Here is a 23,587-nt window from a genome sequence, read left to right as displayed (position 1 = left end):
GGATCTCGGGCAGGCGAGCTGACAGGAGCCAGACCGGCGGGCGAGCAGCGGGCAGGCCTGTGCGGGCGGGCCTGTGCGGGCACAGCCCTGCCGCTGCTCCGCATCCCCGGTGCCGGGGCGGGGCCGCCACCGGCGGGGCAGCACGCCTCAGCCGCGCGAGCGGGCCTCGGCCCGGGCGATGTCGTCGTCCTCGTCCATGAGCACCTCGACGGCGAAGGCGTCGGCGACCATGTTCTCGGCCACCGCCATCTCCATGCCGAGGGTCGTCGTCTCGGTCCGGCGCTCGTCGTCGGTCGGGGCCGAACCGTCGACCCGCGCGCTGTCGCCCTGGGCACCCGTGGCGTCCTCGGGGACGAGGCGGGCGACGTGCTTGGACAGCAGGATCGAGAGCACCACGAACACGGTGATGCCGGTGAGCGTCTGGCGCGCACCGATCGACTCGGCCAGCAGGCCGACCACCGGGGGCGCGACGAGCGAGGACATCGAGGCGAAGGCCGAGACCACCGAGACACGAGCGGCGGCCCTGAGCGGGTCGTCCGAGGCGGCCGCGATCCCGACAGGCACAGCCAGGGCCGCGCCGAAGCCCCACAGGACCACGCCGACGGCGGAGACCGCGAGGGTCGGGCCGAAGCCGAAGAGCAGCAGGCCGACCATCGAGACCACGCCCGAGGCCCGCAGCACGAGCACGCGCCCGTAGCGGTCGATGAGCCTCGTGCCGAAGATCCGCACGACGGTCATCGCGGTGACGAAGGCACCGAAGACCAGCGCACCGGTGCTCTCCGAGGCCGCGAAACCGTCCACGACGCTGATCGCCAACCAGTTGTTGGCCGAGCCCTCGGACAGCGACGCGGCGAGGATGACCACGCCGATGAAGAGGGTGCGCGGCTCACGCCAGGCACCGAGCGCGGAGGCGAGGCTGGCACGCCGGGCGCGGACCACGGCACGGGCGCCTGTCGTCCCCGGTGCAGCCTGGACCACGCCGCCGCGGATCTCGGCCTTCTGCACCCGACGCACCCGGGCGGTCGACGCACGCTCCCAGCGGACCTCGCCCGCGAGGTGCGTGTCGTGGATGATGTAGCGCACCGAGACGAGGCGCCAGACGAGCGTCAGCGTGGTCATCACGAGGAACTGCACCACCACGGGGACCTCGAGAGCCGAGGACCCGGCGCCGATGAGCGACCCGAGGACGGCGCCGATCGAGAAGGCGGCGTGGAACTGGGGCACGATCGCCCGGCCCATCCGCCGTTCGACGCTCGCGGTCTCGACGTTCTGCACCACGTTGAGCAGCGCGATGCTCATGCCGTTGAGGAAGATGCCCACGACCAGCACCCAGGTGTGCCCGACCGCGGGACCGATGCCCTCGAGCGCCAGCGCGAGGAAGCTCGACGACGCCGCGAAGACGTAGACGGGCGTCCCGCCGAAGCGCAGCACGATCGACCCCGCGAAGGTCACCATGACGAGGGAGCCGACGGCTCCGGCGAGCATCACGGCGCCGAGGTCGGCTGTGGTCAGCCCGAGCATCTCCCGGATGGTCGGCAGGCGCGCCAACCAGCTCGAGGTGTTGACCCCGAGGATGAGGAAGAGCCCGAGGAGGGCGATGCGCGCGTGGTGGAGGGCGCGGTCGGGGGAGGTCGAGGCCTTGATCGTTCTGTTCCTTCGCTATCGAATCGATTCGAAAGCCTGCCACGATGCTGATCGAATCGTTCCGAGGCTTGCTGACAATTGTCAGGTACGCTGGCGGCGTCCGTCAATCAGATGCGCCCAGGGGAAGCGAGGATCACATGTCGGCTCACCGTCCGACGCTCGCGAGCGTCGCCGAGGTGGCCGGCGTCTCGATCTCGACAGCCTCTCTCGCCTTCGCCGCCTCCGGGCCGATCGCCGAGAAGACCCGCGCCCGCGTGATGGCCGCAGCCGAAGAGCTCGGCTACCGCGGGCCGAACCCGCTGGGGCGTCAGCTGCGCTCCGGCCGCTCGGGCATCGTCGGGGTGGTCATCGGCGACAAGCTGCGCCGGTCGTTCCGCGACCCTGTCTCCGTCCAGGTCCTCGACGGCCTGGCCAGCACCCTCGGCTCTCTCGGCCTGGGGGTCCTGCTCATCCCCGGGACGAGCGACGAAGAAGGCCTGCAGACCGTCGACCCGCTCATCGAGACCGCCGCGATGGACGTCGCGATCCTCATCTGGGGTGTCCATGCGAACGACAAGAGCGTCGAGGCGCTCGAGCGCCGCGGCGTGCCGATGGTCGTCGGCGAGGGGCGCCCGCTCGAAGGTGCCCCGCTCGTGGGGATCGACGACCGCGGCGGCACCGCCGAGCTCACGCGCTACCTGACGGATCTCGGCCACGAACGCATCGCCGTCGTCAGCCTGCCCTTCTCGGCCGACAGGCGCTCGGGCGAAGCCACCTCCCTCGACGACATCGAGTGGACCCCGACGCGCAACCGCCTCGCGGGGATGCACGACGCCGGGCTCGACCCCGTGCTCGTGTGGGAGACCGAGGCGTCGCTCGTCGAGCACGGCCATGCCGCCGCGATGGAGGTGCTCTCCCCCGAGCGCTGGCCCGACGTCTCGCAGCGACCGACGGCCCTCGTCGCCCAGTCCGACCTGCTCGCGGCCGGGGCGATCCTCGGCGCACGCGAGCTCGGCCTGCGGGTGCCGGAGGACGTGTCGATCGCCGGCTTCGACGGCCTCGACCTCCCGTGGCTCGGGGCCGACGTGCTGACGACCGTCCGTCAGCCGCTCGCCGACAAGGGCGCCGCCCTCGGTCACGCCGTCGAGGGGATCCTCGCGGGCGACGAACCTACGGTGACGATCCTCGACGTCGAGCTCGTCGTCGGCACGACGACAGCACCCCCAGCGCAGAGCTGATCAGTCCCGCGTCTCCCAGAGTCACGAGGTCTCACCCCTGAGTCACGGGGTCTCACCCCGAGTCACGAGGCCTCACCCGTGGGCACGAAGTCGCCCCCGGAGTCGCGAGGTCGTACCCGGAGGCACGAAGTCGCATCCCCAGCCACGAGGTCGTAACCATAGGCACGAAGTCGTACCCGGAGGCACGAGGTCGTACGGACACGCCAAATCCTGAGGATCCGTGGGAGATCCCGCGTGTCCGTGCGAACTCGACGAAGAACGTGCAACCTCGTGGGTGTCAGTGCGACATCATGAGCGTCAGTGCGACGTCGACGAAGGACGTGCGACCTCGTGCGCGAGCGCGCGAGGTTGGACGTGAGCGTGCGACCTCGTGCGCGAGCGCGCTACATCGTGCGCGAGCGCGCGAGGTTGGACGTGAGCGCGCTACCTCGTGCGCGAGCGTGTTCCCCCGTCAGAGGAAGGCCTCACCGGGCTCAGAGGGCGACGACGGCCTGAGACTTGCCGAGGACGCGGGCGCCCTCGAAGGTGACCGTGAGGTCGACGCGGGCCGTGCGGGCCTCGAGGTCGATGGCACCGATGACTGCAGACACCTCGACGACGGCCTCACCCGGGTTGGGCACGGGGACAGGACGGGTGAATCGCGTCTGGTAGTCGACCACCCGACCCGGGTCGCCCGCCCAGTCTTCGACGAGAGCGACAGCCGCACCCATGGTGAACATGCCGTGGGCGATCACACCGGGGAGACCGACGCCCTGGGCGAAGGTGTCGTTCCAGTGGATGGGGTTGAAGTCTCCGCTGGCACCGGCGTACCGGACGAGCCTGGACCGGTCGACGGTGACCGTCCTGGTGCCGACGACGGACCCGACCGTGAGGGTCGTGATGTCAGGGACGGGGCTGAGCGTGGTCACAGACCCTCACCTCGGACGGCGAGCGTGGAGCTCACGCTCGAGACGAGCTCGGCACCCTCGGTGCTGGCTTCCGCCTGGCTGGTCGCGGCGTCCGCGTCGGCGGGCAGGGCATAGATGTCGCAGCGCGTGCTCACCATGGCGAGGCCGGCGCGCTCGGTGATCGACACGACGTGCAGGACCGTCACGAGCTCGTCACCGGCGACGATCGGACGGTGGTGCACGAACCTCTCGTCGGCGTGGACCACGCGAGAGAAGTCGACCCCCGCCTCGGGGTCCTCGATGTACTGCGCCTCAGCGCGCTGAGCCACGAGGACCGCGAAGGTCGGGGGCGCGACGATGTCCGGATACCCCAAACCCCGCGCTGTGACCACATCGTGGTGCGCGGGGTGGGACGAACCTACCGCAGCAGCGAACTCACGGATCTTCTCTCGGCCAACCGAGTACGGGGCATTGGCCGGATACTCGCGCCCGACGTAGTCGAGGTTGACCGAGGAGGATGTCATCGCTGCGCTGGTGACCGAGAAGGTCAGCGGGTCTCGCGGTGCGGGTTGTGCTTGCTGCAGCGCGGGCAGAACTTCGCGAGCTCGAGACGGTCGGGGTTGTTCCGACGGTTCTTCTTCGTGATGTAGTTCCGCTCCTTGCACTCGACACAAGCGAGCGTGATCTTGGGGCGAACGTCTGAACTCTTGCTAGCCACGGTCGTGCCACCTCTCGCGCCGCCGGGGGCGCTACGAACTTCGGATGACGCACACCGCCGGCCGGCGCGCGCGTGTTGCCAGTGCTGGTAGCGGGGGCGGGGCTCGAACCCGCGACCTCACGATTATGAGCCGTGCGCTCTGACCAACTGAGCTACCCCGCCGCATCGATGTCCAACGTCTGACGCAGGAGACATAGTCCCACGCCTGACGCCGACACACCAACAGAGCCCCCGATGGGAATCGGACCCATGACCTCAGTCTTACCAAGACTGCGCTCTACCACTGAGCTACGGGGGCAGCGCGGAAAACATTACATGCTCAGGGGCTGGTAGACGAAATCGGCTCCGTGTGGCTCCGATCACGGCCCTGACGCTCCGCGAACGACAACGATACAGCAGCCCAGGAGTGCTTCTGCACACCGCTGCCGACAGCCCTTCGCGCCCCCCGGAGAGCACCGCCAGACGGCGGGTTCGGGCGGGGTCGAGGGCGGCGCGGTCAGTACGCGCCGGACCCGTAGGACCGGCGGTTCCGGCGGGGTGCGCACGCAAGACCGGCGGGGCGACGACAGTGCGCGCACGCAGGACCGGCGGGGTACGCCGGGCCCCTCACGCAACACCGGTGGGACGACAGTGCGCGCACGCCCGACCCACGCGTGACGGCGCAGGCACGGACGACCGGTCAGAGCAGAGGAGAGGAGAGCGGGCCGCACCACGACGAGCAGCCCCCGGGAAGCACTGAAGGCGCCACCCTGACGGGTGACGCCTTCTCGTGTGGCAACTGAGGGATTCGAACCCACGTAGTCTGTGACGGCTGATTTACAGTCAGCTCCCTTTGGCCGCTCGGGCAAGTTGCCGTGATGACTTCTGCGGGTAGATCGTGCTGGTCAGCAGCCGGACGAGCCGGATGCAGCCACCTACGCTGCAGGAGCACCCCAACAATACAAGAGGGTCCGGCCAGGACGAAATCCGTGGCGCGAAGGTGTCGCAGGACACCCTGACCTGGCAGGCACCGGCGGCGTACGGTGGCGACGTGACGACATCTCCAGCCTCGCCCACTCCCGCCACGCCGGGGAGTCCCGACGGACCGGGCGGCACCGCCACCGACGCCTCTGGCAGCACCACCTCGACAGATGCAGCTCGCGGATCAGCGCGCTGGGGGCTCACGCTCGGCATCGCCAGCTACGCCATGTGGGGCACGCTCCCCCTCTACTTCCCGCTGCTCCAGCCAGCCGGGGCGCTCGAGATCATCGCGCACAGGATCGTCTGGAGCCTGTTGTTCTGCCTCGTGCTCCTCCTGGCCACCCGGCAGATGCGCGGCTATCTGGCGGTCATGCGCTCTGGCCGCATGCTCGCGGTCCTCTCGGCCGCCGCGGTGCTGGTCGCGGCCAACTGGACCATCTACGTCTTCGCCGTGACCTCCGACCACGTGGTCGACGCGGCTCTCGGGTACTTCATCAACCCGCTCGTCACGGTCCTGCTCGCGGTGCTCGTCCTCAAAGAACGGCTGCGCCCTGCCCAGTGGGTCGCGCTCGGCTTCGGCGGTGCCGCGGTGGTGGTCATCACGGCGGGGCTGGGGACCGTGCCCTGGGTGGCTCTCGGTGTCGCCTTCTCCTTCGGCTTCTACGGGCTGCTGAAGAACCGTGCCGGCCGGACCGTCCCGGCGATCCCCGGCCTCGCGGTCGAGACGACGGTCCTGGCCCCCGTCGCCGTCCTCTATCTCCTCTGGCTGGGCGCGCAGGGCACGAGCACCTTCGTCCAGGAGGGCACGGGCCACGCGCTGCTGCTCGTGTCCTCAGGCATCGTCACCGCGCTCCCCCTGCTGTGCTTCGGCGCGGCCGCCCGCCTGCTGCCGCTGAGCGTGGTCGGGATGCTCCAGTACCTGGCGCCGATCATGCAGCTCGCGCTCGGGGTGCTCGTGTTCCACGAGGAGATGCCCGTGGTGCGCTGGGTCGGGTTCTCCCTCGTGTGGTGCGCCCTCGTGCTGCTCACGGTCGACGCGCTCAGGTCGCTGCGGGTCGCCCGGGTCGCCCGCGTCGCGCAGCGCTGATCTCGCCACCCCGCTCACCGTCTCTCCCCGCCTGCCGCTGCTGCCGTCACGCCCTGCTCGCTGCCCTCTCAGGCCCCGCTGAGCACGTCCTGCCGGGTTCCCACGAGCGTCGTCCACACCCCCTCACGCGCCCTGCGCGCATCAGATACCGTTGCATGAACCCCTATCCCGTCTCACGAGGAGTCTCACCGTGGCCGATTCATCGATGGACATCGTCAGCAAGGTCGACCGCCAAGAGGTCGACAACGCCCTCAACCAGGCGGTCAAGGAGGTCGCGCAGCGATACGACTTCAAGAACATCGGTGCGTCGATCGCCTGGAGCGGCACCGAGAAGATCGTCATGATCGCCAACTCGGAGGAGCGCGTCCTCGCGATCCTCGACGTGCTGCAGTCCAAGCTCATCAAGCGTGGTGTCTCGCTCAAGCACCTCGACACGGGCGAGAACGAGCCGCAGCTGTCCGGCAAGGAGTACCGCCTCGAGGCGACCCTCAAGGAGGGCCTCGCGGGCGAGAACGCCAAGAAGGTCACCAAGCTGATCCGCGACGAGGGCCCCAAGGGCGTCAAGACGCAGATCACCGGCGACGAGGTCCGCGCCACGAGCAAGTCGCGCGACGACCTCCAGGAGGTCCAGGCACTCCTCAAGAACGCCGACCTCGACTTCGCCGTGCAGTTCACCAACTACCGCTGACCGTGCCGCTGCCCCGCGTCGTCGCGACGGACCTCGACGGCACGCTGCTGCACTCCGACGGCTCGTTGTCGGAGCGGTCACGCGTCGCGCTGCGCGCCGTCGAGGACGCCGGCGTCCACGTGCTCTTCGTGACGGCGCGCCCGCCACGCTGGCTCACGGGCCTGGCCGACGCGATCGGCGGGCACGGGCACGTGATCTGCCTCGGCGGCGCGGGAGTCTTCGAGGTCGCGACGTCGCGGGTCAGCGAGGTGCACGCCTTCGGCGAGACGGCGGTCCGCGAGGTCGTCGCCGACCTGCGCCGCGCGGTCCCGGGCATCGCCTTCGGTCTCGAGGGGCCTGACGGACCGTCCTTCGACCCACGGTTCTACGCCGAGGACGACCACGTCGTCGCGGAGGCTCCACGGGTCCCCGTCGAGGACCTGCTCGACCAGCCTGTCGGCAAGCTGCTCGCACGGCACCGCGAGATGCCCGACGAGACCTTCTTCGACGCCGTCCGCGAGACCGTCGGCGACCGTGCGATGCTCGCCTTCTCGGGGGCCGCAGGTCTGGCCGAGATGACGGCTCCGGGCGTCACCAAGGCGACGGCGCTCGAGCACTGGTGCTCGAGCCGCGGCATCGACGCAGCCGACGTGTGGGCCTTCGGCGACATGCCGAACGACCTGCCGATGCTGCGCTGGGCCGGTCGCTCGATCGCCGTCGCGAACGCGCACCCCGACGTGCTCGCCGCCGCGACGCACAGCACGACCTCGAACGACGACGACGGAGTGGCCCGCGCCCTCGAGGCCCTCGTGCCCGAGGCCGTCGAGACTGCAGTCGCCTCTGAGGACGTCACCGCGGACCTCTCGGGGGACGTCCAGCAGGACGCAGCCCCCGAGGCCGTCTCCTGACCTGCGCCCACACCGGACCCTGAACCGGTCCGTCGACCGACGCGGCGGTGCACTCCCGAAGGCACTACCACGCGGGCTGGACGCGTCACCGCGCCGCTCAGAAGGTGAAGCGCCGCACCTCGGTGCGCAGCGCCGACGCCATCGCGGCGAGGTCGTTGACCGCTGCCTGCGTCTGCGCGGCCGCCTCGGTCGTGAGCGTGGCGGCACCCGAGACACCCGTGATCGTCGCGGCGATCTCGCCGCTGCCGTCGGCCGCGACCTGGACCGAGCGGCTCATCTCGGCCGTCGTGGCGGTCTGCTCCTCGACCGCAGACGCGATCGAGAGCTGGAACTCGTTGATCTCGGAGATGATCGTCGAGATCTCGCTGATCGCCTCGACGGCACCGCTCGTGTCGGACTGGATGGACTCGACCCGGCGCGCGATGTCCTGCGTCGCGCGGGCGGTCTCCTGGGAGAGCTCCTTGACCTCGTTCGCGACGACGGCGAAGCCCTTGCCCGCCTCACCGGCGCGCGCGGCCTCGATGGTCGCGTTGAGGGCGAGCAGGTTGGTCTGCTCGGCGATGCTCGTGATGACCTTGACGACGTCGCCGATCTCGCGCGAGGAGATGCCCAGACGGCTGACCCGCTCGGTGGTCTGCTCGGCCGAGGCCACGGCCTGCGCGGCGACGCGCGCCGCGTCGTTGGCAGACTGCGAGATCTCCCGGATCGCCGCGCCCATCTCACCGGCACCGTCGGCCACCCGGCCCACGTTCTGCGACACCTCGTCGGCCGAGGCTGCGACCACACCCGACTGCGCCGAGGTCTCCTCGGCGGCCGAGGCGATCTGCGCTGCCGTCGCGGAGAGCTCTTCGGAGGCCGCGGCGACACCGTCGGCCGAGCCGACGACCGAGGACATGACGGACCGCACGTCGAGGATCGCGGCATCGAGGGCCTGCGCCATCCGTCCGATCTCGTCGCCCGAGGTGACACCCGTCGTCGCGAGCAGGTCGCCCTGCGCGAGGCGGTCAGTGGCCTTCTGCACGCGGCGGACGTCGCGCAGGATCGCGCGGGTGACGAAGAAGGCCAGGAGCCCCGAGGCGAGGATCCCGACGGTGAGCGTCACGGCGACGAGGATCATCGCGGCGCGCGCGTTGGCCGCACCCTCGGCGGCGCGGCTCTCGCCCTGGGCAGCCTGAGCCGTGGTCTCGGCCGTGAAGGGCTCGACGAAGGCCGTGATCATCGGCCGGATGGTCTCCTGGAAGTTCGTCGCGAACCCGGCGTCGTCGCCGGCGTCGGCGAGCGAGAAGAGCTCACCCTCCGAGGCCTCGTAGAAGGCGTCGAGCTTGCTGCGGAAGGAGTCCATGCTCGCGCTGTCGATCTCGAAGGGCGCGTAGTCCTCGATGAGCGCGTCGATCTCGCCGCGGCGCTCGGTGAGCTCGGTGCGCAGGACCTCGCGGGTCTCCTCGTCGGCCATGCCGTACTGGGTGATGCGGGCTCGGTCGCCCTGGAACGCACGCTGGATCTCGCCGAGCACCACCATCGGTGCGACGTTCTCCGTGTAGAGCTGCGCCTGGCCGTCACGCAGCGACGCGATGCGCTGGACCGCGAGCAGACCTGTGACGAGCGCGGCGACGGCCATGAGGGCGATCGCGGCACCGATCTTCAGACCGAGAGGTCGGTTCGACAGGGAGTGCCACGGGCGGCGGGGGGTGGACGGCATGAGCGTGCTCCTCGATGAACATGGGCGCACCCTGGCGGGTGCTCCACACTCATCGGCCACGCGCGTCGCGCTGTGACATGTCCCCCGGGTGATATCCGGGGGACGGTGTGACACAGCGTCGGCCGCGCTCCCCCGACCTGTCAGTACCGGGTGATCGGCCCGTCCTGCGTACCCCGGCGGCCTGCAGGTCCGCCGGCCATGCGCTCGAGCCGCTGGATGCGCTCAGGCATCGGCGGGTGGGTCGCGAAGAGCCTGCGGGCCCCACCCCCGCGGAAGGGGTTCGCGATCATCATGTGCGAGACGTCGACGAGACGCTGGTCCTGCGGCAGCGGCGCACGCTGGGTCCCGGACTCGAGCTTGCGCAGCGCGGAGGCCAGTGCGAGCGGGTCGCCTGTGAGCTTGGCACCGTCTTCGTCGGCGTCGTACTCGCGGGTCCGCGAGATCGCGAGCTGCACGACAGTCGCGGCGAGCGGGGCCAGGAAGGCCATCGCGAGCATGGCGAGCGGGTTGCCTCCGCGGTCGCGGTTCCCACCGAAGAACATCAAGAACTGCGCGATCCCGGTGATGACACCGGCGAAGGCCGAGGCGACCGACGAGGTGAGGATGTCGCGGTTGTAGACGTGCATGAGCTCGTGACCGAGCACCCCGCGGAGCTCGCGCTCGTCGAGCAGCGTGAGGATCCCCTCGGTGCAGCAGACCGCGGCGTTCTGCGGGTTGCGGCCCGTCGCGAAGGCGTTCGGCGCGGCTGTCGGCGACACGTAGAGGCGAGGCATGGGCTGGCGGGCGGCGGTCGAGAGCTCCCGGACGATCCTGTACATGGCGGGCTGCTCGATCTCGCTCACGGGGCGCGCGTGCATCGCGCGGATCGCCAGCTTGTCGGAGTTCCAGTACCCGTAGGCGGTCGTCGCGACACCGATGCCGCAGAACAGCACGAGCATCGTGCCGCTGCCCTGCCCCACGAGAGCCCACAGCCCGAGCAGCACGGCCCACATGAGACCGAACAGCACGGCCGTCTTGAGTCCGTTGTAGTGCCTGTGCCCCATCGTGCCCACCTCTGGTCTGAGTCCTGCGTCGTCTATCTGCCACAACGCACGAGCCCCCGTGGGCGTTCCCGTCTCCAGGAAGCTCACAGGGACTCGTCAGCGGCCGGTCAGCCGGGCCCTTGCAGCCGGGCCGGGGCCGTACCGACGCCGGCCAGGCCAGGGTCGGTCACGCCAGAGCCCGTCAGGCTGGCGTCGTTCAGCGCCCGAGGGTGATGTCCAGCATCTCCTCGCGCGAGACGACCTTGATGCGCTCGCGACCGGCGGCCTCGCCGAGGGCACGCTCGTGCGCGTCGAGCAGCTCCCAGCCCGACCACTGCACGACCTCGACCCCGCGGTCCGCGAGGAACCCGGTGATCGCGTCGGGCGAGGGCTGGGTCGCGGAGGCGAAGCCGTCCTGGACGCTGTCCTCGACGAGGTGACGGATGGTCTCCGAGGCGTCGGACTTGGTGTGGCCGATGAGACCGACAGGGCCGCGCTTGATCCAGCCTGTGCAGTACACGCCCTCGAGGTGCTCGCCGTCGAGGTCGAGGACCCGGCCCTCGGCGTTGGGCACGACACCCTTGACGTCGTCGAAGGGCAGCTCGGCGAGCGGAGAGCCGAAGTAGCCGACAGCGCGGTAGACGGCCTGGACGGGCCAGTCGTGCGTCTCGCCGGTGCGGCTGACGGTGCCGTCGCCGTTGAGGCGGGTGCGCTCGGTGCGCAGCGCGTCGACCTTGCCGTCGCCGTCGGTGTCGAGGATCTCGGCCGGAGCGTGCAGGAAGTGCAGGTGCAGGCGACGTGAGGCGGAGAAGGTCGACGGGTCCTTGAGGGTCCAGTCGGTGAGGGTCTTGACGACCTGCTTCGTCTGGTTGGACGAGCCGATCGCGGCCATCGAGCCCTCGTCGAACTCGAAGTCCTCGGGGTAGACGATCACGTCGACGTCGGGGACGTGCCCGAGCTCGCGGAGCTCGAGCGGCGAGAACTTCGCCTGCGCGGGGCCGCGGCGGGCGAAGACGTGCACGTCGGTGACGGGCGAGGCCTTGAGACCCTCGTAGACGTTCGCGGGGATCTCGGTGACCAGCAGGTCGTCCGCGTGCTTGGCCAGGACGCGGGCGACGTCGAGGGCGACGTTGCCGGCCCCGATGACCGCGACCTGCTGCGCCTCGAGCGGCCAGGTGGTCGGGACGTGCGGGTGGCCGTCGTACCAGGACACGAAGTCGGCCGCGCCGTAGGAGCCGTCGAGCTCGGTCCCCGGGATGTCCAGGGGGGCGTCGGTGATCGCACCCGTCGAGAAGATCACCGCGTCGTAGAACTCGCGGAGCTCGTCGAGCTTGATGTCGATGCCGTAGTCGACGTTCGACAGCAGGCGGATGTCCCCGCGCTCGAGCACCCTGTGCAGGGCGGTGATGATCTGCTTGATCCGCGGGTGGTCGGGCGCGACGCCGTAGCGCACGAGACCGAAGGGCGCGGGCAGCCGCTCGAAGAGGTCGATGGAGACGTCGAGCTCCGTCTTGGAGAGGATGTCGGCGGCGTAGATGCCAGCCGGTCCGGCCCCGACGATCGCGACGCGCAGCTGACGGTCAGTGCTCACGGAGATGCATGCCTTCCGGTAGGTGTCCCGAGCGCGGCTCGGCAGAGTGGTGCTCCTGGTACTTAGTCTAGGCTTACCCGCGCCGCTCAGGGACGACGGAGGGCCCTGGACAGGCGCACCAGGGGCTCAGCCCGCGAGGCGCAGGCTGTCCTGGATCTCGCGGACCTGGCCGAAGAACGCCTCGGTCTGCGGGCCCGTGCACGTGCCCGTGACCTGCACGACGTCGAAGACCGGGCCGTTCTCGAGCACGCACATGCGCAGCGCCTGGACGAGCGTGCCGCCCTTGCCGTCGGAGAAGTACCCCTCGACCCGCATGCCGGGCGCCCCGAGGATCTCCACCGAGTCCTCACGCAGGGTCTGGGTGAACCGCGGCAGCGCCTTGAGGCTCTTGTTGACCGCGGCACGCGAGTCGGCGACGGTGTGGCCGACCCCGAACCGCTGGACGGTGACGAGCACGTTGGGTCGGAACTGGCCCGAGGGCACCTCGGCCGCGAGGGCGAGGGGCAGGCCCACGCCGGCGAGCGCGACCCAGCCGTCGGGCTGGTCGATCTCGAGGGCGGGGTAGGCCGGGAAGGCGTCAGACGGGAAGGCGAGCGTGCCGGGCATCAGTCTTCGGAGTCCACGTCGAGCAGAGGGAGGTCGGCCGAGGTCACCAGGCGGGAGGTCACGGCGTACTCGACGAGCCGGGCACGACGGTTGGTCGCGAGCTGCTTGGGTCCGCCGCGCAGGCCCTTGACACCCATGCGGTCCAGCTTGTCGCACACGTTGTCGAGCTTGCGGTTGAAGCGGGTGGTCGCCCAGCCCAGGCGCTTGGCGGCCTCGGCGGTCGACGGGATCTCGCTCAGACCGGCACCGTCGCGCTTGAGCATGGGCTCGCAGAGCGCGACGATCAGCTGCTTCTGGCTCGTGGTGAAGGAGATCACGCCGATGGTCGTCTCGCCGATGAGGGGGTCGTCGGTGAGGACCTCCTGGTAGGGCGAGCCCTCGAGGTGGGCCAGCAGCTCGTAGGTGGTCGGTCCTGCGGTGAAGACGATCGTGGTCGTCTTGAAGACGATGGGCAGCCTGTTGCCGGGCGAGAGCCACGACTGCACGCCGCCGCTCGCGTCGCAGATGGTCGCCGAGATGAGCGACCCGACGTTCGACAGCCACCAGATGCCGTCCACGTGCGTGATGCGCAAGAACCTGCGGTGCAGGTAGGGGTTGTCGTCGACGGAGAGGTCGGCCTCGCGCCCGATGTCGAAGGGCTCGTCGAGGGACGGCTTGAACCACTCGCCGCAGTAGTCGATCGCCAGCTCGGTCATCGCAGAAGTCCACACTCTCTCTCGTGCCCCGTCAGGGCGTCGTGCTCGCCGCCGGGCTCGGTGCCGACGACGCGTGTGCTCGCCCGCTCGACTCTAGCGGGAAGCGCTGTCAGTCGAGGCATGCCCGCGCCGGGGAGCCGGACAACCGGCCGTCCCGGACGATCGCGACCTCGAGGCAGGGGTTGGAGACCCCGAAGGAGTTGACGCTCGCGCTGAGCACGCTCGTCTGGCGGTACTCCTCGGTCGACGCCGAGCCGATCGTCGTCACCGGACGGTAGGCATAGGTGTCGGAGGACCCGGGCTCGGGGTTCTCCCACGAGAACACCACCTGGCTCGAGCCGTCGCTGCCCGTCGCGGTCAGCTCGACGGGGGCGGGCACCGTCGAGGCCTCGAGCAGGTCGGGGCGGCTCATCCGCTCGACGACCACCCCGCCCGCGACGAGGAGCGCGAGCACGGCGGCGACCGACGTGATCGCCGTCGGCGACCTCCAGCGCGAGGGCCGCCTCGGCGGCTGCTGCTGCGTGGGCGCGAGCGTGCCGATGCTCAGGCCGGCCGGCTGGCCGGGCCCGCCGGGCGATCCAGCGTGAGCCTGCGCGACGGCCGGGTCGACCGGACCGACGACCCCGTACCCCGTGGTCACGGGCTGCGCGGCGGGCGCCGCGTCGGGGTAGACGACGGCCGGCACGTAGGGCGAGCCGCCGACGCGCCCGTAGCTGCTGCCTGTGAAGGAGTCGCTGCGGTGCCCCGAGACGGAGTCGACCATGACGCCGTCGCCCGTCGCGCCGGGCTGCAGACCCGAACGCCAGGAGTCCTCGGAGTGGCCTACGCCGTAGCCCGGGTGGAACCTGTCGCTCGCGAGCCGGATGCGGGTGCCACCGTCGCCGGTCTCGTCCTGTCCGTCGGTCGGGTCCCTGTCACCGGACAGGTGCGAGATGGTGGTGCTCGTCGAGTCGTCGATGATGTCGATCGACGTGGACGTGAGGTTCAGTCCCGACTGGACCCGCTGGAGGGCCCGCCCGAGGTCGAGCATTGAGGGGTACCGCATGTCGGGTGACTTGGCCATGGCCGCGCCGAGCACCTGCTCGAGCTCGGCCGGGACGTCACCGCGGCCGATCGGCGGGAGCGGGTCGCGGGTGATGCGCTGGACGAGCGCGCGCTGGGTGTTGTTGCCCCCGGGGACCTCGAAGGGCGAACGACCTGCGAGCAGCGTGTAGATGGTCGCCCCGAGCGACCACACGTCGCTGCGCACACCGCTGCGAGGCTCGGCCGTGAGGTTCTCGGGCGGGGACCACGGCACCGACATGCCGTCGGCCCCGGCCTCGCTCTGCTCGATGGTCGCCGAGATGCCGAAGTCCGTGAGCGCCGGGTGCCCGTAGTCGGTCACCAAGATGTTCGCGGGCTTGATGTCGCGGTGCACGATCCCGTTGCGGTGCGCGGTCTCGACGGCCCCGGCGATCTGGATGCCGACCCGCAGCGTCTCCGCCACGCCGAGAGGCTCGCGCTTGTACCGCGCGGACATGGTCGAGCGGGAGCAGTACTCCATGGCGAGGAACAGCCGGCCGTCGTCGGTCACGTCGGTGTCGAAGATCGTGACGATCGAGGGGTGGCTCGACAAGATCGCCATCAGGTCGGCCTCGGCCGTGAAGGCCGCCCGGGTCGCCTCGTCCGCGCGCTGCGGGAGCAGCACCTTGATCGCGACCTTCCGGCGGGGACGCAGCTCCTGGTAGAGGAAGACGTCGGCGAACCCGCCCGAGCCGATCACGCTCAGGTACTCGTAGCCGGCGATCTCCGGCGGCGCCGAGGGCGGCCTGCGTGCTCTCATGCAAGACCCTCGAAGGTCAGCCGGACACCGTCGCCGAGATCGGCGACGTCACCGCTCATGACGAGGGTCGGCTCCTGCGGGTGCAGGCGGCGCGGCGGCTGGCCCGGGCGCAGCAGGGTGGTCCCGTTGACGGTCGTGAGGTCGACGAGCAGGACGTTCCAGCCCTCGAGGCGGACCTCGAGGTGCGAGCGGGAGATGTCCTGGCTCGGGCTCGGCACAGTGACCAGGCGGGGAGCCTGCGCCTGGGCCGTGACCACGTGGGCCTGCGGGTACCGGCCGAGCACGAGGGGCTGCTCGAGCTCGACGACGTCGCCCGTCGAGAGCACGACCCGGCCCAGCGACGGCCTGGGGACCACCTCGGCCTGCGGGTTGAGGCCGCCCCCGCACACGGCGCAGGTCGAGCGGACGGGGGTGTTGGCGTGCCCGTAGGCACAGCTGCGGGCCAGGATGGTCGGCACCTGGGACGGAGCAGCAGCCGGGGCGGCCTCGTCTGCGGCAGGCGGGGTCCCAGGCAGCTGGACGGTCCACTGCGGGCCTGAGCCCTGCGGGTACAGCGGCGCTGCCGGAGCCGGCGGCGCCGCCGGGCTCGGCGCAGCCCAGCCGGCCTGCTCGGGCGCCGGGTCCGAGGTGGGCACGGAGCCGGTCCCTGCGGGGAGCGCCTCCCCCGGAGGCATCTGCGGAGCCGCCTGGTACACCGGGTACGGCGCGTGGCCTGTGGGCGACGGCTGGTCCGGGTGCTGGTCCGCGCCCGACGGTGCAGGCCACGACGCGGCGGCGGGCAGCGGAGCAGCCGGCGCGGGCTCCGGCGGGGGTGGCGGGACCGGGGGCAGCCCGGTGCTCGGAGCGAGCACGGAGGGCGTCACCGCGCTCTCGTCGCGCCCGACCGCGTCGGGAGCGGCCTCACCGGGAGCAGCCTTCCTGAACCGTGCCTCGTCGAAGCCGCCCGTCTCGGTCTCGGCCGAGCCGGTCTCGTCGACCTGGGCTGCACCGCCCGCGACGTTTCCGCGCTCGCTCTCGTCGCGCCCGGGGTCGACGGGCGCGGCGTGGTCGGGGCCGGTCTCGGCGACTGCTGCGGCGCGCGCGGCGAGCACGCCGCGCACTCCTTCGAGGGAGAACACGGTGTCTTCGAGGTCGTCGTCCGTCTCGGCCTCGTCGGTCGAGACAGCCGCGTCGGTCGAGACAGCCGCGCCTGCTGAGACGCCCTCGCCGCCGGTCTGCTCGCCCGACGGCGCCACGGCGGGTGCCGCAGAGTCCTGGACGTCGTCGGCCTGCGGTGCAGCCTCGTGCGCGGGGGTCCCCTCGCCCTGCTGGATCTCGTCGGAGAGACCTTCCGGGGGCGCGTCCCCGGCCGCGGCCTCGTCGGTCACGGAGTCGCCGGTCACGGGTTCGTCGCCGGCCGGGTCGTCGCCCGCGAGCTCGTCGGTCGGCGCCTCGGGGAACTCCCCGAGGGTGCGGGCGAAGTCCGGCTCGGCGGGGTGGACGGGGACCATCGCCGGGTCGAGGCCGGAGACCTGCTCCTCGCCCACGGCGTCGGCAGCCTGTGCGTCCTCACGCAGCTCGCCACCCTCGCGCACCTCGTCGTCCGTGCCGCTGCCCCCGACGGCGGCGACGGCTGCGACAGCCGCGAGCCCGTCCTCGTCGATCGTGTCGTCGGCGGTCCCGACAGACGCGACGTCCGTCGCCGACGCCCCCGCTGTCGCACCGGCCTCGTGCGGGCGCTGCCAGCTCACCGAGCGGGCCGTGACGACGCCCGTGGTGAGCGCGAGGGTCAGCGCCGCCTCGAGACCGGTCTCTCCGACTGCGAGCTCGTAGCGGTCGACGTCGGTGAAGCGCTTGTCGGCCCAGGTGGTCATGCCGAAGGCCTCGATGGTCTCGCTGCCGACCTCACCGGCCAGGTGGACCGAGACCCGGCCACGGGCCACGACGTGCAGGACCCCGGTCTCCTCGCCCTCAGGGCCGGACTCGTGGACGACCACGCCGAAGTCCGGGAGCTCGCGCAGCGACGGGTCCAGGACTGTCGTGAGGCTGTCGAGCACGTCGGCCATGCCGTCAGGGCGCCCGAGGGTCTCGAGCGCGGACCAGATGGCCGAGACCGCTGCCGGCTCGACGGCGTCGTCGAGCAGGACGACCACGCCGGGCCTGACGAGGGCGAAGGCCGTTCCGGGCGCGTAGCTGATCGACATCTCTTGTTCATCCTCACACCGGGGTCGGCAGCGCCGCGTGCTCGCGCTGCCGTGGACTTGGTTCTGCCTGGACGGTACTGCGTGGTCGCCCGCTCTGCTACGCGGAGACGGACCGTCCCGTCCAGCTGCCCTGCGGGGGCGGCGCGGGGACCTGGCCTGCGGGGGTCGGGGCGACGTCCACCACGACCACCGTGACGTTGTCCCGGCCACCGGCGAGCAGGGCCGCGTTGACGAGCTGGTCGGCGGCGAGCTGGGGGTGCGGCTGCTGCCGGAGCACCTCGGAGATCTGGGCGACCGAGACGTCCTCGGTGAGGCCGTCGGAGCAGATGAGCAGACGCTCCCCGGGCACGATCGGCAGGCTCCAGCAGTCGGGCTCGGGCTCGACGGTCCCGCCGAGCGCCCGGGTGATCACGTGCCTGCGGGCGAAGGTCCGCGCCTCTTCGGGCGAGACCTCGCCGGCGGCGACGAGCTCCTGGACGAGGGAGTGGTCGACGGTGATCTGCTGGAGCTCGGAGTTCAGGAAGCGGTAGGTGCGGGAGTCTCCGACGTTCGCGACGAGCCAGGTAGGCACCCCGTCGCGCTGGACGACCACGGCCCCGGTCATCGTGGTGCCGGCGTGCCGCCCGGGCTGGGTCGCGATCTGGGTGACCGCGCGGTGCGCCTCGCGGATCGTGGCGTGCAGCTCGTCGAGGGTCACGTTGTCGGACTCCGCGAGCGCGCAGAGGACCTCGACGGCCGCGGCGCTCGCCCGGGCGCCGCCCTCGTGGCCACCCATGCCGTCGGCGACGAAGTAGACCCCGCGCTCGGCGTGGAAGGCGTCTTCGTTGGCGGCCCGGCGCCGGCCCGGGTGCGTGGTCGCACCCCATCGCAGGGCGCTGACGGCGTGCCGCTGATCCACTGCCCGTCACCTGCCTGTCGGTCTGTCGGTCTGTCGTGCAACGACGTCTCGCGGTCCGTGCTGGGCCGCGTCTGCCGGCGTCCTGGGGGCGCCGCTCCGCCCGTTCGGGCAGGACTGACGCTAGTCGCCCGTCCGAGGTGCTGCGATGGGGACTACTCCCCCGCAGTCACGGGGCTCTCCGGCGTGCGCGGACGGACGTGTCGTGCGAGTCAGGGCCACGGTCGCCGCGCAGGACGCGAGGGGTCGCGCAGGACGCGAGGGGTCGCGTCGAGCGTCTCGACGTCCGCCCGGCGCACCCGGGGCGACGAGCCGTCGCCCCGTGCTGCCCAGCCCGTCGGGGGGTCAGGCCGTCCGGTCGACCAGGGACTCAGCGAAGGCCACGAGGGCGTCCTTCACAGGGCCGTCCGGGAGGGGGACGAGCTCGGCGACGGCGTCCTGCGCCCAGGCGACAGCCTGCGCGCGGGTCTCCTCGACGACGGGGTGAGCACGCAGAGCCGCGACAGCCCCGGCGAGCGCCTCGTCGGAGCTGAGGTCGGAGTCGAGGAGGGCGAGGATCGCGAGGTCGTCGGGCGACGGCTGGGAGCTCGCGGCGACGTGGCTGCGCAGCAGGAGGACAGGCATGGTCGGCACGCCCTCGCGCAGGTCGGTCCCCGGGGTCTTGCCGGTGAGCGCACCGTCGGAGGTGAGGTCGATGACGTCGTCGGCCAGCTGGAAGGCGACGCCGACCTTCTCGCCGAAGTTCGCGACGATCTCGACGATCTCCGGGCGGCACCCTGCGTACCTGGCACCGAAGCGCGCGGAGGTCGCGATGAGCGAGGCGGTCTTGTCCGAGAGCACCTGGAGGTAGTGCTGGACCGCGTCTTCGTCGGGCCTGGGGCCCACGGTCTCGTGCAGCTGGCCGAGGCACAGCCTCTCGAAGGTCTCGGCCTGCCAGCGGACGGCCTCGGGGCCGAGCCCGGCGACGGTCACGGAGGCCCGCGCGAAGAGGAGGTCGCCGGTGAGGATCGCGACAGAGTTGCCCCACACCTCGTGGGCGGCGGGTGCGCCGCGGCGCAGGGGCGCGGAGTCCATGACGTCGTCGTGGTACAGGGTCGCCAGGTGGGTGAGCTCGACGACGACCGCTGCGTCGATGACCTCGGGCCTGGCGGACTCGCCGAGCTCGGCGGTGAGCAGCGCGAGCAGGGGGCGCAGGCGCTTGCCCCCGGCGTCCACGAGGTGGCGCGAGGTCGTGTTCGCGAGCTCGTCCGCGTGCGTCACGGAGTCGCGCAGACGCTCCTCGACGTAGGCGAGCCGTGCGGCCAGCCTCTCGGCAAGGTCAGGGTCCGGCACAGGCAGCCCGATCGAAGCAGTAGTCACGAGGTAGAACCTATCGTCTGTCGTGCCCCGAGCGTGCACTGACACCCGGCGGCAGAGGTCACACAGCGGTCGGCGGTGAGGGCCCCGGTGGACCGCGGTCCTCACCGAGCGCCCCTCAACCGATGCCTGTGGCCCACCCGACGAGCTCGAGCAGCGGCGCCGGGAAGACGCCGAGCACGACCACGAGCGCAGCGCACACCGCGACGGCCACGGCTGTGGGGCCCAGGCCCGTGACGACGGTGACCTGGGGCGCGCCGTCCGCGAGCAGCACAGACGTCTGCGCCGGGCTGCTGGCCAGGCCCTCCGAGTCGCCCTCGACCCGCGCGCCCGGGGTGGCAGGTCCGTCCGGGAGCAGGTCGGCAGGTCCGTCCGGGAGCGTCCCGGCAGGGTCCATGAAGAACATGATGACGATGATCCTGATGTAGAAGAACACCGCCACGGCAGAGGCGAGCACACCGACGACGGCGAGCACCTCGCCCGTCCCGAGCTGCGGGTTGCCCTCTACCGCTGCGGAGAAGGCACCGAACTTCGCGATGAAGCCCGCGGTCAGCGGGATACCGGCGAAGGACAGCAGGAACACCGAGAAGCACGCGGCGAGCCAGGGGCTTCGCTTGCCGAGCCCTGCCCACTGGCCCAGGTACGTGGCCTCGCCGAGGACCTCTCCCCCGCTGCCACGCTCGCGGACGAGGGAGACGACGCCGAAGGCACCGACCGTGGCGACCCCGTAGGCGACGAGGTAGAAGATCACGGCCTTGATGCCCTGGGGGTTGAAGCCGAGGATCGCGACGAGCACGAAGCCTGCGTGCGCGATCGAGGAGTACCCGAGCATGCGCTTCATGTCGGTCTGGGTGGCACCGACGACCACGCCGACGGCCATCGTGGCGATCGCGACGACCCACATCGCCGTCTTGAAGGACAGCAGCATGTCGAGCGTGCCGCCGAGCCCGCCGAACCACAGGATCCGCACGAGCGCACCGAAGGCGGCGATCTTGGTGCACGCCGCCATGAAGCCCGTGACCGGGGTGGGCGCACCCTGGTAGACATCGGGCACCCAGGCCTGGAAGGGCACCGCACCGACCTTGAACAGCAGACCGCAGACGACCATGAGGAAGCCGACGAGCCACAGCAGCTCCCAGCCGTCGGGCGAACCGCCCTGCACGACCGCGGTCGACGCCGTGGCCAGGTCGGCGAAGCGCACCGACCCCGAGTAGCCGTACAGCAGGGCCGAGCCGAAGAGGAAGATCGCCGAGGCGAAGGCACCGAGCACGAAGTACTTGAACGACGCCTCCTGCGACAGGAGCCTGCGCCGACGGGCCATGCCCGACATCACGTAGAGCGGCAGGGAGAGCACCTCGAGGGCGATGAACATGGTGAGCAGGTCGGCCGCTGCCGGGAAGATCAGCATCCCGCCGATCGCGAAGAGCAGCAGCGGGAACACCTCTGTCTGCTCGAGGCCACGACGACGCGCGAGCTCTTCGTAGTCCGAGCCCGGGATCGCCGCGACGCTCGGCGCGAAGGCGTCCTGCCCGCTCGCGCTGCGGTCGACGACCACGAGCACGGCGAGGAAGGCCACGACGAGGATCGTGCCCTGGAACATCAGCGAGATGCCCTCGATCACGAGCGACCCGCCGAGGACGACGACAGCACCAGGCTTGTCGGGTCCGAGCCACTCGACGCACTGCCAGACGACCACGAGCAGCGCGGCGACGAGCGCCACGAGGATCAGCGACACCTGGACCGCGCGTCGGAGCCGCGCGGGGACGAAGGCCTCGACGAGCACCGCGAGCACACCGGCCCCGAAGACGACGAGGAGCGGCGCGACGGCGGTCCACTGCACCTCGGGCGGCGTGAAGCTCCCGGCGGCGGCGACGACGGCGGTCGTGGTCGAGCCTGCGGCTGCGCTGGCGGCTGCTGTGGTGAGGATCATGAGTCGCTCCCCTCGGTCTGTGCGTCGGAGAGCGGGACGACGTCGGCGACGCCGACCTGCTCGAGGGTGACTGCTGCGGGGTCGCGGACCAGGTCGAGCGCAGGTCCGGGCACGAATCCGAGCACGAGGAGCGCCACGACCAGCGGGGCGACCACCCAGCGCTCGCGCGCCGAGAGGTCACGCGTCCCGGCGAGCTCGGGCCGCACGGGGCCCGTGAAGATCCGCTGATAGGTCAGCAGCACGTAGAGCGCCGCGAGCACGACCACGAAGGCCGAGACGATCGCGGCGACGGGGTACCTGCCGAAGGACCCGACGAGCACCATGATCTCGGAGACGAAGGTCGACAGACCCGGGAGCGACAGCGCGGAGAGCCCGGCGAGCAGGAACACCCCAGCCAGGACCGGGGTGACCTTGGCGAGACCGCCGAGCTCGCTGATCCGGCGCGAGCGGCCTGTCACGGTCCGCCGGACGACGAAGCCGCCGATGAGGAACAGCAGCCCTGTCGAGATCCCGTGGTTGAGCATGTAGAACGAGGCGCCCGAGACGCTGAGCTGGGTGAAGGCGAAGATGCCCAGGACGATCACCCCGAAGTGCGACACCGAGGTGTAGGCGACCAGGCGCATGAGGTCGTCCTGACCGAGGGCGAGCAGCGCGCCGTAGAGGATCGACACGACAGCCAGCACGATCACCACCGGCGCCGCCCACCGGCTCGCGTCGGGGAACAGCGGGAGGCAGAGCGTGAGCATCCCGAAGGTGCCGACCTTGTCGAGCACACCGACCAGCAGGACGGAGGTGCCCGCGGGTGCGTGCTCGGCGGCGTCGGGCAGCCAGGAGTGCACGGGGAACATCGGGGCCTTGATCGCGAAGGCGAGGAAGAACCCGAGGAACAGCAGGCGCTCGGTCGTCTGGTCGAGGCCGAGCCCTGTGAGGTTGTCCGTGAGGAAGCCCTGCTCTCCCCCGGGTCCCTGGACGTAGAGCACGATCACCGCGGCGAGCATGACGAGCCCGCCGGCGAGGGAGAAGATGAGGAACTTGATCGCCGCGTACCGGCGGCGGGCGCCGTCGCCGAAGCCGCCGATCATGAAGTACACCGGGACCAGCATGGCCTCGAAGACGACGTAGAAGAGGAAGACGTCGCGCGCGCTGAAGACGAGCACCATGAAGGTCTGCAGCACGAGGACCAGCGCGAGGTAGTGGCGCAGGCGCCCCTCGCCGGCCTCGCGGAGGACGACGTCGGTCTCGCTCTCGGGACCGGCAGCACCGGGAACGCCGTCCGCGCCGGCGGTGCCGGCGACGCTGCCGACGCTGCCGACGCTGCCGACGCTGACCTTCGCGCGCCGGGTGCTGGCGGCACCGCTGACGCCCTGCTCGCGCCAGGCGGCGCCGATGACGAGCGGCACGAGGGCCACGCTCAGCACGACGAGCAGCAGGCCGACGCCGTCGACGGCGACGGCGTAGCTCGCGCCGATCTGCGGGATCCACGCGTGGGTCTCGGCGAGCTGGTGCTCGGCCGCCGCCGAGGTGTCGAAGGCGGCGATCGCGGCGATCACGAGCAGCACCTCGACGAGCGAGAAGGCGAGCGCGACGGGCCGAGCGAGCCTGCGCGAGCCGCGGGGCAGCGCCCACAGCACGAGCGCGCCGACGAGCGGCACGACGGCCAGCAGGGTGAGCCACGGGATGTTCGGGTCGATGGTCATCTG

At 71.2% G+C, this 23,587-nt stretch carries 19 protein-coding genes and 3 tRNA genes; 4 read left to right on the top strand and 18 right to left on the bottom strand.

The genetic code is table 11. The features are described 5' to 3' along the window. Positions 1–147: 147 nt before the first annotated feature. Positions 148–1,521: an MFS transporter gene (locus SANBI_RS03780; RefSeq protein ID WP_319159063.1), complete on the bottom strand. Its 1,374-nt coding sequence runs from the start codon at positions 1,519–1,521 to the stop codon at positions 148–150. 260 nt (positions 1,522–1,781) lie between these two features. Between SANBI_RS03780 and SANBI_RS03775 the strand changes: the two genes are divergently transcribed. After that, positions 1,782–2,861, top strand: coding sequence for a LacI family DNA-binding transcriptional regulator (locus SANBI_RS03775; RefSeq protein ID WP_319159061.1), 1,080 nt, complete (start codon positions 1,782–1,784; stop codon positions 2,859–2,861). A gap of 473 nt (positions 2,862–3,334) precedes the next feature. Here SANBI_RS03775 and SANBI_RS03770 read toward each other — a convergent pair whose 3' ends face one another. The 6 genes from SANBI_RS03770 to SANBI_RS03745 form a co-directional block, all read right to left on the bottom strand. After that, on the bottom strand, positions 3,335–3,769 hold the full coding sequence (locus tag SANBI_RS03770) for a MaoC family dehydratase (protein ID WP_179913260.1): 435 nt from the start codon (positions 3,767–3,769) through the stop codon (positions 3,335–3,337). After that, positions 3,766–4,272: an FAS1-like dehydratase domain-containing protein gene (locus tag SANBI_RS03765; RefSeq protein ID WP_319159058.1), complete on the bottom strand. Its 507-nt coding sequence runs from the start codon at positions 4,270–4,272 to the stop codon at positions 3,766–3,768. Before SANBI_RS03765 ends, SANBI_RS03770 begins: the two co-directional genes overlap by 4 nt. A 23-nt stretch (positions 4,273–4,295) precedes the next feature. Continuing rightward, positions 4,296–4,466: a 50S ribosomal protein L33 gene (rpmG, locus tag SANBI_RS03760; protein WP_082544193.1), complete on the bottom strand. Its 171-nt coding sequence runs from the start codon at positions 4,464–4,466 to the stop codon at positions 4,296–4,298. A gap of 85 nt (positions 4,467–4,551) precedes the next feature. Further along, positions 4,552–4,628, bottom strand: a tRNA-Met gene (locus SANBI_RS03755). Between the two features lie 64 nt (positions 4,629–4,692). Continuing rightward, a tRNA-Thr gene (locus SANBI_RS03750) sits at positions 4,693–4,764 on the bottom strand. A 474-nt stretch (positions 4,765–5,238) separates the two neighbouring features. Continuing rightward, positions 5,239–5,320 (bottom strand) — tRNA-Tyr (locus tag SANBI_RS03745). Between the two features lie 332 nt (positions 5,321–5,652). On the opposite strand from SANBI_RS03745, the gene rarD reads away from it, so the two are divergent. From rarD to SANBI_RS03730, 3 genes are all read left to right on the top strand, one after another. Further along, positions 5,653–6,513, top strand: coding sequence for an EamA family transporter RarD (gene rarD / locus SANBI_RS03740; RefSeq protein WP_056137092.1), 861 nt, complete (start codon positions 5,653–5,655; stop codon positions 6,511–6,513). A 190-nt stretch (positions 6,514–6,703) separates the two neighbouring features. After that, positions 6,704–7,201: a YajQ family cyclic di-GMP-binding protein gene (locus tag SANBI_RS03735; protein ID WP_200945532.1), complete on the top strand. Its 498-nt coding sequence runs from the start codon at positions 6,704–6,706 to the stop codon at positions 7,199–7,201. Between the two features lie 2 nt (positions 7,202–7,203). Next, complete coding sequence (locus SANBI_RS03730) at positions 7,204–8,088, top strand: Cof-type HAD-IIB family hydrolase (protein ID WP_319159053.1); 885 nt, start codon at positions 7,204–7,206, stop codon at positions 8,086–8,088. 97 nt (positions 8,089–8,185) lie between these two features. Here the strand turns inward: SANBI_RS03730 and SANBI_RS03725 are convergent, their stop codons facing one another. The 11 genes from SANBI_RS03725 to SANBI_RS03675 form a co-directional block, all read right to left on the bottom strand. Beyond that, positions 8,186–9,787, bottom strand: a complete 1,602-nt coding sequence (locus tag SANBI_RS03725; protein ID WP_056136606.1) for a methyl-accepting chemotaxis protein — start codon at positions 9,785–9,787, stop codon at positions 8,186–8,188. 140 nt (positions 9,788–9,927) lie between these two features. Next, on the bottom strand, positions 9,928–10,830 hold the full coding sequence (gene htpX / locus SANBI_RS03720; RefSeq protein ID WP_056137090.1) for a zinc metalloprotease HtpX: 903 nt from the start codon (positions 10,828–10,830) through the stop codon (positions 9,928–9,930). A 196-nt stretch (positions 10,831–11,026) separates the two neighbouring features. Continuing rightward, on the bottom strand, positions 11,027–12,400 hold the full coding sequence (locus tag SANBI_RS03715; RefSeq protein ID WP_319159046.1) for an FAD-dependent oxidoreductase: 1,374 nt from the start codon (positions 12,398–12,400) through the stop codon (positions 11,027–11,029). Positions 12,401–12,526: 126 nt separating this feature from the next. Continuing rightward, positions 12,527–13,006, bottom strand: coding sequence for an LpqN/LpqT family lipoprotein (locus SANBI_RS03710; RefSeq protein WP_319159043.1), 480 nt, complete (start codon positions 13,004–13,006; stop codon positions 12,527–12,529). Beyond that, positions 13,006–13,701 (bottom strand): hypothetical protein, encoded by a 696-nt coding sequence (locus SANBI_RS03705; RefSeq protein ID WP_056136600.1) that lies wholly within the window; start codon positions 13,699–13,701, stop codon positions 13,006–13,008. The genes SANBI_RS03710 and SANBI_RS03705 overlap by 1 nt, the downstream gene beginning before the upstream one ends. Before the next feature lie 109 nt (positions 13,702–13,810). Next, positions 13,811–15,523, bottom strand: a complete 1,713-nt coding sequence (locus tag SANBI_RS03700) for a serine/threonine-protein kinase (RefSeq protein ID WP_319159040.1) — start codon at positions 15,521–15,523, stop codon at positions 13,811–13,813. Next, positions 15,520–17,706: an FHA domain-containing protein gene (locus SANBI_RS03695; protein WP_319159038.1), complete on the bottom strand. Its 2,187-nt coding sequence runs from the start codon at positions 17,704–17,706 to the stop codon at positions 15,520–15,522. Before SANBI_RS03695 ends, SANBI_RS03700 begins: the two co-directional genes overlap by 4 nt. A 97-nt stretch (positions 17,707–17,803) precedes the next feature. Further along, complete coding sequence (locus SANBI_RS03690; protein WP_056136595.1) at positions 17,804–18,604, bottom strand: PP2C family protein-serine/threonine phosphatase; 801 nt, start codon at positions 18,602–18,604, stop codon at positions 17,804–17,806. Positions 18,605–18,946: 342 nt separating this feature from the next. Continuing rightward, positions 18,947–19,960 (bottom strand): polyprenyl synthetase family protein, encoded by a 1,014-nt coding sequence (locus tag SANBI_RS03685; RefSeq protein WP_179913267.1) that lies wholly within the window; start codon positions 19,958–19,960, stop codon positions 18,947–18,949. A gap of 115 nt (positions 19,961–20,075) precedes the next feature. Then, entirely contained in the window at positions 20,076–21,887 is a 1,812-nt protein-coding gene (gene nuoN, locus SANBI_RS03680) for an NADH-quinone oxidoreductase subunit NuoN (RefSeq protein ID WP_319159034.1), read from the bottom strand. After that, entirely contained in the window at positions 21,884–23,584 is a 1,701-nt protein-coding gene (locus tag SANBI_RS03675) for an NADH-quinone oxidoreductase subunit M (RefSeq protein ID WP_319159032.1), read from the bottom strand. The genes nuoN and SANBI_RS03675 overlap by 4 nt, the downstream gene beginning before the upstream one ends. Positions 23,585–23,587 lie beyond the last annotated feature (3 nt).

The sequence above is a fragment of the Sanguibacter biliveldensis genome, assembly GCF_033798665.1.
In the GTDB taxonomy this organism is placed as follows: domain Bacteria; phylum Actinomycetota; class Actinomycetes; order Actinomycetales; family Cellulomonadaceae; genus Sanguibacter; species Sanguibacter inulinus.
Note: the sequence above shows the minus strand (reverse complement) of the source record. Positions and strands in the feature narration are given on the sequence as shown.